At 59.8% G+C, this 7,696-nt stretch carries 10 protein-coding genes; 9 read left to right on the forward strand and 1 reads right to left on the reverse strand.

Annotated features, from left to right (window positions below):
* Window positions 1-44: 44 nt before the first annotated feature.
* Complete coding sequence (gene proP / locus HMPREF9538_RS19460; RefSeq protein WP_004177782.1) at window positions 45-1,547, reverse strand: glycine betaine/L-proline transporter ProP; 1,503 nt, start codon at window positions 1,545-1,547, stop codon at window positions 45-47.
* Window positions 1,548-1,734: 187 nt separating this feature from the next.
* Between proP and HMPREF9538_RS33185 the strand changes: the two genes are divergently transcribed.
* The 9 genes from HMPREF9538_RS33185 (at window position 1,735) to phnK (ending at window position 7,666) form a co-directional block, all read left to right on the forward strand.
* On the forward strand, window positions 1,735-2,004 hold the full coding sequence (locus HMPREF9538_RS33185) for a hypothetical protein (protein WP_009484475.1): 270 nt from the start codon (window positions 1,735-1,737) through the stop codon (window positions 2,002-2,004).
* An 87-nt stretch (window positions 2,005-2,091) separates the two neighbouring features.
* Window positions 2,092-2,427, forward strand: a complete 336-nt coding sequence (locus tag HMPREF9538_RS19450; RefSeq protein WP_032419881.1) for a zinc ribbon domain-containing protein YjdM — start codon at window positions 2,092-2,094, stop codon at window positions 2,425-2,427.
* A gap of 228 nt (window positions 2,428-2,655) precedes the next feature.
* Window positions 2,656-3,090 carry a VOC family metalloprotein YjdN gene (gene yjdN, locus HMPREF9538_RS19445; RefSeq protein ID WP_002885221.1) on the forward strand — a complete coding sequence of 145 codons (435 nt, stop codon included), beginning with the start codon at window positions 2,656-2,658 and terminating at the stop codon, window positions 3,088-3,090.
* Window positions 3,091-3,245: 155 nt separating this feature from the next.
* The gene (gene phnF, locus HMPREF9538_RS0127200) at window positions 3,246-3,971 is read left to right on the forward strand and encodes a phosphonate metabolism transcriptional regulator PhnF (RefSeq protein ID WP_004177785.1); all 726 of its coding nucleotides are present in this window, start codon (window positions 3,246-3,248) and stop codon (window positions 3,969-3,971) included.
* Entirely contained in the window at window positions 3,972-4,424 is a 453-nt protein-coding gene (gene phnG, locus HMPREF9538_RS19440) for a phosphonate C-P lyase system protein PhnG (RefSeq protein ID WP_004210036.1), read from the forward strand.
* Window positions 4,421-5,005, forward strand: coding sequence for a phosphonate C-P lyase system protein PhnH (gene phnH, locus HMPREF9538_RS19435; protein ID WP_004221970.1), 585 nt, complete (start codon window positions 4,421-4,423; stop codon window positions 5,003-5,005). Before phnG ends, phnH begins: the two co-directional genes overlap by 4 nt.
* Window positions 5,006-6,070 (forward strand): carbon-phosphorus lyase complex subunit PhnI, encoded by a 1,065-nt coding sequence (locus tag HMPREF9538_RS19430; RefSeq protein ID WP_004210033.1) that lies wholly within the window; start codon window positions 5,006-5,008, stop codon window positions 6,068-6,070. It abuts the gene before it with no gap.
* Window positions 6,063-6,911 (forward strand): alpha-D-ribose 1-methylphosphonate 5-phosphate C-P-lyase PhnJ, encoded by an 849-nt coding sequence (locus HMPREF9538_RS19425; RefSeq protein WP_009484479.1) that lies wholly within the window; start codon window positions 6,063-6,065, stop codon window positions 6,909-6,911. Before HMPREF9538_RS19430 ends, HMPREF9538_RS19425 begins: the two co-directional genes overlap by 8 nt.
* On the forward strand, window positions 6,908-7,666 hold the full coding sequence (gene phnK / locus HMPREF9538_RS19420) for a phosphonate C-P lyase system protein PhnK (protein WP_004178305.1): 759 nt from the start codon (window positions 6,908-6,910) through the stop codon (window positions 7,664-7,666). Before HMPREF9538_RS19425 ends, phnK begins: the two co-directional genes overlap by 4 nt.
* The last annotated feature ends 30 nt before the right edge of the window (window positions 7,667-7,696 follow it).

A 7,696-nucleotide genomic window follows, 5' to 3' on the forward strand; every position in this document is an offset into this window, starting at 1 on the left:
GCCGCCGGGGTTTCCCCAGGCGGCATGATTAACAGTGAAAACGGTTAGTCGTTGATACGCGGATGCTGCTGCACCAGACGCGACCGTTTTGCCTGCAGATCGGCGATCTCCTGATCGATATCTTCGATTTTTTGCTCGATGTTATCGTAGTGCTCGCCAAGGATTTCTTTCGCTTCCTGGATATCCGACGCCGCCGGGGTCGCCCCTTTCAGCGGACGGTTAGCCGTCTCTTTCATCGACAGGCCCGTCGCCATACCCACCACCGCGATAACCATCAGGTAGTACGCCGGCATCATCAGGTTTTGGGTGGTCTCCACCAGCCACGCCGCCAGGGTTGGCGTCAGACCGGCAATCAGCACCGAGATGTTAAAGGCGCTGGCCAGGGCGCTGAAGCGGATGTGCGTCGGGAACATCGCCGGCAGCGAGGAGGCCATCACCCCGATAAAGCAGTTCAGCACCACCGCCAGCAGCAGCAGGCCGGCGAAGATCAGGCCAGTCACGTTGCTGTTGATCATAATGAAGGCCGGGATCGACAGGGCAAACAGCGCCACGCTACCAATCAGGATAAACGGGCGACGGCCGAAACGGTCGCTGAGCATACCGATAACCGGCTGTACAAACAGCATCCCGACCATGATAGCGATGATGATCAGCACCCCATGATCTTCCGAGTAGTGCAGGTTATGCGACAGATAGCTCGGCATGTAGGTCAGCAGCATGTAGTAAGTCACGTTGGTGGAAATCACCAGACCGATACAGGTCAGCAGGCTACGCCAGTGCTTGGTGGCAATCTCTTTAAAAGAGACCTTCGGCCCGTCCTGCAATCCTTCACGATCGCCCTGCTCCATGGTGTCAACATGCTGCTGGAACGCCGGCGTCTCTTCCAGCGCATGGCGCAGGTAGAGACCAATGATACCTAACGGTAGCGCCAGGAAGAACGGGATACGCCAACCCCAGTCGAGAAAGTTCTGTTCACCCACCACGCTGGAGATGAGAACCACCACGCCGGCCCCCATCACAAACCCGGCGATGGAGCCAAAGTCCAGCCAGCTGCCCATAAAGCCGCGCTTGCGGTCAGGAGAGTATTCCGCGACGAAGATCGACGCCCCGGTATATTCACCGCCAACCGAGAAGCCTTGCGCCATTTTACACAGCAGCAGCAGGATCGGTGCCCAGATACCTATCGTGGCATACGACGGAATAAGGCCGATACAGAAAGTACTTATCGACATGATCACGATAGTTATCGCGAGAATTTTTTGCCGACCATATTTATCGCCCAGCATCCCGAAGAACAGGCCGCCTAACGGACGAATTAAAAATGGTACGGAGAAGGTACCCAGCGCGGCAATCATCTGCACGCTTGGGTTGGCATCGGGGAAGAAGACTTTACCTAAGGCGTAGGCCACAAAGCCGTAGACGCCGAAATCGAACCACTCCATCGCGTTGCCCAGGGAGGCCGCGGTGATCGCCTTTTTCAGTTTACCATCATCGATGATGGTCACATCCTTAAGGGTGATGGGCTTTATTTTTTTCCTTTTAAGCATATTTTTCCTCTGCTACTCCGCCTTGAGTGCACGCCTCTTCGCCGAATGGCAAGGCCATTCGCATCGTGCGTCAGGAGCGGTGAATTGCTGTGCTCCTCATTTCAAGCGTAGCAGGTTTGCCTGCACTGTCTGCTGACAGAATGTACAACCGAACCTGTTGACGCCTGCTCTGGCTACTGGTGAATAAATGGAGCGGCTCATCGTGATGCTTGATGAAATTGACCTGCTCCCCTTTTTTACCCTAACAGTGTTTATATCTGCGATCAACTTCACAGAAATTTACCGCCTCATTACAGAGTGTCGGAAAATAAATAAGTTCATTTCCTACCGTTCGCGCGGAAATTATTTCGTCGATTTTGCTCCACTTCGGGCGGTTAATTTCAGCGTTTATTCGCTTCTTTCCGGAATAACACCACGGCTATTTTTTAGCAAAAAAACACCCGACAAAAGTGGGTGATTGCGCTATAATCATACCCACTTTCGGCTCTCAGCCGCAGTTTAAAGGACCAACGTCCTGTTTTTCGACGACATCATGAGGAGCGTCATGCAACTGCCACACTGCCCAAAATGCGATTCGACTTACACTTATGAAGATAGCGGCATGTACATCTGCCCGGAATGTGCCCATGAGTGGAACCCTGCCGAGGCGACGGAAGAGAGCGACATTCTGATCGTTAAAGATGCCAATGGCAATTTACTGGCCGATGGCGACAGCGTTACCATCGTGAAAGATCTGAAGGTTAAAGGCAGCTCTTCGATGCTGAAAATCGGCACCAAAGTGAAAAATATCCGTCTGGTCGAAGGCGATCACAATATTGACTGCAAAATTGACGGTTTTGGTCCGATGAAGCTCAAATCGGAATTTGTGAAAAAGAACTGATTTAATTTCGGGTAGGCGGCGCGATTATTTTTTCACATAACCGTCGCCGCTCCCGATATCCTGGTGGCCGTTTGTCCCCCGGCGCATCCTGTTATTTCCCTCGCCGGCAACCGCTATTTACGCTGTCGCCTGCCGTCATATTTCAGCGCCCCTTTTCGCCCTGCCGTCTGGCTCAATCGCCTGCCGGGCGACTACGCTTTACGGGTTACGGTCACTGAGGTATTCACCATGTCCTTAAGTCCCTACCTTGCCTTTGCGGGCAACTGCGCCGAGGCGATCGCCTTCTACCAGCAGACGCTGGGCGCAGAGCTGATGTTTAAAATGACCTTTGGCGAAATGCCGCCCCCGGCGCAGGAAGCGTCAGACGGCTGCCCGTCTGGCCAGAAGATGGCGGATGATGCTATCGCCCACGCCAGCCTGCGCATCAATAATGGCGAGCTGATGCTGAGCGACAGCGCCTTCGGGCCCGATGTGCATTACGCCGGCTTCACCCTCGTCCTCGATCCCAGCGATGTCGCTGAAGGCCAGCGCTGGTTCGACGCGCTGGCTGTCGGCGGGCGCATTGAGATGGCCTGGCAGGAAACCTTCTGGGCCCACGGCTTCGGCAAAGTCGTCGACCGCTTTGGCGTCCCCTGGATGATCAACGTGGTCAAACAAGGCTGACGCCCCCAGGGCGGCCCGGCCGCCCTGTCATCCGCCTGGCATCAACTCTTCATCCTTTAGTCATCGTCACTTAACCGAAATGCAACATAAACCGGTCAGGATCGGCCCACAACGCGAGGAAGCTCCTCGCCTATGCTGTGTGAGGCTTGATGACTATGCACCTGTCCAGACATCCGACCAGTTACCCCACGCGCTATCAGGAAATCGCCGCCCGACTTGAGCAGGAGCTGCGCCATCACTATCGCTGCGGCGACTATCTGCCCGCCGAGCAGCAGCTGGCGACGCGCTTCGACGTTAACCGCCACACCCTGCGCCGGGCTATCGACCAGCTGGTTGAGCGCGGCTGGGTTCAGCGCCGTCAGGGCGTGGGTGTGCTGGTGCTGATGCGCCCCATCGACTACCCGCTTAACGCCCAGGCGCGCTTCAGCCAAAACCTGCTGGAACAAGGCAGCGATCCCACCAGCGAAAAGCTGCTGTCGGTGCTGCGCCCCGCCAGCGCCCATGTCGCCGAAGCCTTTGGCATCAATGAGGGCGAGAACGTGATCCACCTGCGTACCCTGCGACGGGTCAATGGCGTCGCCCTGTGCCTGATTGACCACTACTTCGCCGACCTGCGCTTCTGGCCGGTGCTACAGACCTTCAGCCACGGCTCGCTGCACGATCTGCTACGCGATCGGCTCGACGTCGAACTGACCCGCGTACGCACCAAAATTAGCGCCCGCCGCGCGCAGGCAAAAGAGAGCAAGCTGCTGGAAATCCCCAATATGGCGCCGCTGCTCTGCGTCCGCACGCTCAATAGCCGCGAGGGCGAGTCGCTCACAGCGGAGTACTCCGTCAGCCTGACCCGCGCCGACATGATTGAATTTACCATGGAGCACTGAATGCACTTCGATACCGCCACCCGCCAGCGCTGGATGTCCGTGCTGGCCCACAGTGAACCGCAGGACCTTCTGGCGCGCATGCAGTCCCTGCAGCTGGCGCCGGAATATGAATTGATTCGCACCCCGGAAACCGGGCTGGTACAGCTCCAGGCCCGCATGGGCGGTATCGGCGACCGCTTCTTTGCCGGCGACGCCACCCTTACCCGCGCAGCGGTACGCCTGGCTGACGGTACCCTCGGTTACAGCTGGATCTTAGGCCGCGACCGCCCGCACGCTGAACGCTGCGCGGCGATCGACGCCCTGCTGCAGTCGCCCCGCCATTTTCACACCTTAATGGAAACCCTGATAACCCCGCTGGAAGCGCTACGCAGCGCGCGCATTGAAGCCCGACGCGCCGAAGTCAACGCCAGCCGGGTCGACTTCTTTACCCTGGTTCGCGGAGATAACGCATGACCTTACAACCCGCTTTTACCCTGGCTGTGCAGGATGCCCAACACAGTTTTCGTCGCCTGCTGAAAGCGATGAGCGAGCCGGGGGTGATTGTCTCCCTGCAGCAGCTTCAGCACGGCTGGCAGCCATTGAACGTGGCCTCCACCAGCCTGCTGTTGACCCTTGCCGATCATGAAACACCGGTCTGGCTCGCCAGCGCTCTGCGTAACGATCTGGTGGGACAGAATCTGCGCTTTCATACCGGCGCGCCGCTGGTGGACCAGCCGCAGCAGGCGGTTTTTGCCATCGCCAATGACGGTATCAGCGCCGAGCAGCTCAACGTCCTTTCCGCTGGCACCGTCACCGCGCCGGAAACCGGCGTCACACTGATCGTTCAGCTTGCCAGCCTCAGCGGCGGACGCATGCTGCGCCTGACCGGGGCAGGCATTGCCGAAGAGCGAATGATCGCGCCGCAGCTGCCGGACTGCATCATCGACGAATTAACCGAACGCCCGCACCCGTTCCCGCTGGGCATCGACCTGATCCTCACCTGCGGCGAGCGCCTGCTGGCGATCCCGCGCACCACCCACGTGGAGGTGTGCTAAATGTACGTTGCCGTCAAGGGCGGCGAGAAGGCGATCCGCGCCGCTCACGCCTTACAGGAACAGAAACGACGGGGCGATGGACGGCTTCCCGAACTGAGCGTCGAACAGATAGGCGACCAGCTCAGCCTGGCGGTGGACCGGGTGATGACCGAGGGCGGCATCGCCGACCGCGAACTGGCGGCGCTGGCGCTGAAGCAGGCCAGCGGCGATAACGTCGAAGCAATATTTCTGCTGCGCGCCTACCGCACCACCCTGCCGCGGCTGGCGGTCAGCGAACCGATTAATACCGCGGAGATGCGCCTCGAACGCCGCATCTCCGCAGTGTATAAAGATATCCCCGGCGGCCAGCTGCTGGGCCCCACTTACGACTACACCCACCGCCTGCTCGATTTTACCCTGCTGGCCAACGGCGAAGCGCCGTCTGTGCAGCAAGCCAATGGCGAAGCAGAGCCGACGCCGCACGTCTTTAGCCTGCTCACGCAGCAGGGGCTGGCGAAGACCGAGGAAGATCGCGGCACGCCGCCCGACGATATCACCCGCACCCCGCCGGTCTACCCCTGCTCGCGTTCCTCGCGCCTGCAGCAGCTGATGCGCGGCGATGAAGGCTACCTGCTGGCGCTGGCCTATTCGACCCAGCGCGGCTATGGCCGCAACCATCCGTTTGCCGGCGAGATCCGCAGCGGCTACGTGCAGGTGGAAATCGTCCCGGAAGAGCTGGGCTTTAGCGTCAATATTGGCGAGCTGCTGCTGACCGAGTGCGAGATGGTTAATGGCTTCGTCGCCCCGCAGGAGGAGCCGCCGCACTTCACCCGCGGCTACGGCCTGACCTTCGGCATGAGCGAGCGCAAAGCGATGGCCATGGCGCTGGTCGACCGTGCGCTGCAGGCGCCGGACTATGACGAAGAGATTGCCGGCCCGGCGCAGGATGAAGAGTTTGTGCTGGCCCACGCCGATAACGTCGAAGCGGCCGGCTTCGTCTCGCATCTGAAGCTACCGCACTATGTCGATTTCCAGGCCGAACTGGCGCTGCTGAAACGCCTGCAACGGGAGAACGAACGTGGCTAACCCACTGACTGGCTATAACTTTGCTTACCTCGACGAGCAAACCAAGCGCATGATCCGCCGGGCTATTCTCAAAGCGGTAGCGATTCCCGGCTACCAGGTGCCGTTCGGCGGGCGCGAAATGCCAATGCCCTACGGCTGGGGCACCGGCGGCATCCAGCTGACCGCCAGCGTCATCGGTGAGAACGACGTACTGAAGGTGATTGACCAGGGCGCGGATGACACCACCAACGCGGTGTCGATTCGTCAGTTCTTTAAGCGCGTCACCGGCGTCGCCACCACCGAGCGTACCGAAGACGCCACCCTGATCCAGACCCGCCACCGGATCCCGGAGACGCCGCTGGTGGAGGATCAGATCCTGATCTACCAGGTGCCGATCCCGGAGCCACTGCGCTTTATCGAGCCGCGTGAAACCGAAACCCGCACCATGCACGCCCTGGAAGAGTACGGCGTCATGCAGGTGAAACTGTATGAAGATATCGCCCGCTTCGGCCATATCGCCACCACCTACGCCTATCCGGTGAAGGTCAATGGCCGCTACGTGATGGACCCTTCGCCGATCCCGAAATTCGATAACCCGAAAATGCACATGATGCCGGCGCTGCAGCTGTTCGGCGCCGGGCGCGAAAAGCGGATCTACGCCGTGCCGCCCTATACCCCGGTGGAGAGTCTCGATTTCGACGACCATTCCTTTACCGTGCAGGAGTGGGATGAGCCCTGCGCCATCTGCGGCTCGCGCCACAGCTACCTCGACGAAGTGGTGCTGGATGACAGCGGCCAGCGGATGTTTGTCTGCTCCGATACCGACTATTGCCGCCAGCAGAGCGAGGGGCAGAAAAAATGAACCAGCCATTACTTGCTGTGAATAACCTGACCCATCTCTACGCCCCGGATAAAGGTTTTCGCGATGTCTCCTTCGAGCTGTGGCCGGGAGAAGTGCTCGGCATCGTCGGCGAGTCCGGCTCCGGTAAAACCACCCTGCTGAAGGCAATCTCCGCCCGCCTGACGCCGCAGCAGGGCGAGGTGCTGTACCAGCAGCGCTCGCTGTACGCCATGAGCGAAGCCGAACGCCGACGCCTGTTGCGCACCGAATGGGGCGTAGTGCATCAGCACCCGATGGACGGTCTGCGTCGCCAGGTCTCCGCCGGGGGCAACATCGGCGAACGGCTAATGGCCACCGGCGCCCGCCACTACGGCAACATTCGCGCCACCGCCGAAAAGTGGCTGCAGGAGGTGGAGATCCCGCCCTCGCGCATCGACGACCTGCCCACCACCTTCTCCGGCGGCATGCAGCAGCGTCTGCAGATCGCCCGCAATCTGGTCACCCAGCCGAAGCTGGTGTTTATGGATGAACCCACCGGCGGGCTGGATGTGTCCGTGCAGGCGCGGCTGCTAGACCTGCTGCGCGGCCTGGCGGTGGAGCTGAATCTGGCGGTGGTGATTGTTACCCACGATCTCGGCGTCGCTCGCCTGCTGGCGAACCGTCTGCTGGTGATGAAGCAGGGCCAGGTGGTGGAGAGTGGCTTAACCGACCGGGTGCTCGACGATCCGCACCATCCTTACACCCAGCTGCTGGTGTCGTCGGTGTTGCAGAATTGATGCTGTTTTGCCGGGTGGCGGCTGCGCCTT

Source organism: Klebsiella sp. MS 92-3 (genome assembly GCF_000195655.1).
GTDB lineage: Bacteria > Pseudomonadota > Gammaproteobacteria > Enterobacterales > Enterobacteriaceae > Klebsiella > Klebsiella pneumoniae.